Below are 746 nucleotides of genomic sequence, written 5' to 3'. Positions count from 1 at the left end.
GCCGCGCCCAGCGACTCGACGCGCTCATCGGTCTCGACGTGCACGGCACGATCGGCACCCAGCGCCAGCGCGGTGCGCAGCTGCTCCTGGGCAGCCTTGGGACCGACGGTGGCCACGATGACCTCGCTGGCCACGCCCTTCTCCTTCAGGCGCACCGCCTCTTCCACGGCGATCTCGCAGAAGGGGTTCATGGCCATCTTGACGTTGGTGAGATCGACATCGGAGTGGTCCGGCTTAACCCGGATCTTGACGTTGTAGTCGATGACGCGTTTGACCGCGACGAGTACCTTCATATGTGTCCTCGCTTGGTTCACTCTGGGAACCTGATGATGGAAGAAGCGACCTCGACCACCCGAACGAGCGGGCGGGAAACACGCCTCCTTGGAACCGGCTGGCATACTCTTATGCGTTTCATGCAAGCGTTTGATAGGCGCTGCAGCGAAAAACGCCCCCAATGTGCCATGGCCGGTCCGGATCAACAATCCCCGGCCTTGCAGGGCCACGCCAGGCACCCTTGTGCCCTGCACCATCGCAGGGGGTGACCCTTTGCCGCTATTATGCCTATCATGAGACATGGCTAGAAGCAAACGACCGTTTTAAATCCTATCGACGTTGGTCGCATCCGGTGGCCACGTCCTCGGGGACAGCAAGGAGAGTGCAGGTGGAAGAACAAGTCGAACGCGATTCCATGGATTTCGATGTGGTGATCGTCGGTGCCGGGCCTTCGGGCCTGTCGGCGGCGTGCC

Annotated in this window: 1 protein-coding gene; it reads right to left on the bottom strand. The window is 61.4% G+C overall.

The window, feature by feature from the left end:
• The coding region (locus FEI13_RS18835) for an electron transfer flavoprotein subunit beta/FixA family protein (protein ID WP_420841604.1) at positions 1-293 on the bottom strand (293 nt) is incomplete at its 3' end.
• Positions 294-746: the final 453 nt, after the last annotated feature.

Source organism: Halomonas urmiana, assembly GCF_005780185.1.
GTDB classification, from domain to species: Bacteria; Pseudomonadota; Gammaproteobacteria; order Pseudomonadales; family Halomonadaceae; genus Halomonas; species Halomonas urmiana.
This window is presented reverse-complemented; position numbering and strand designations above follow the sequence as displayed.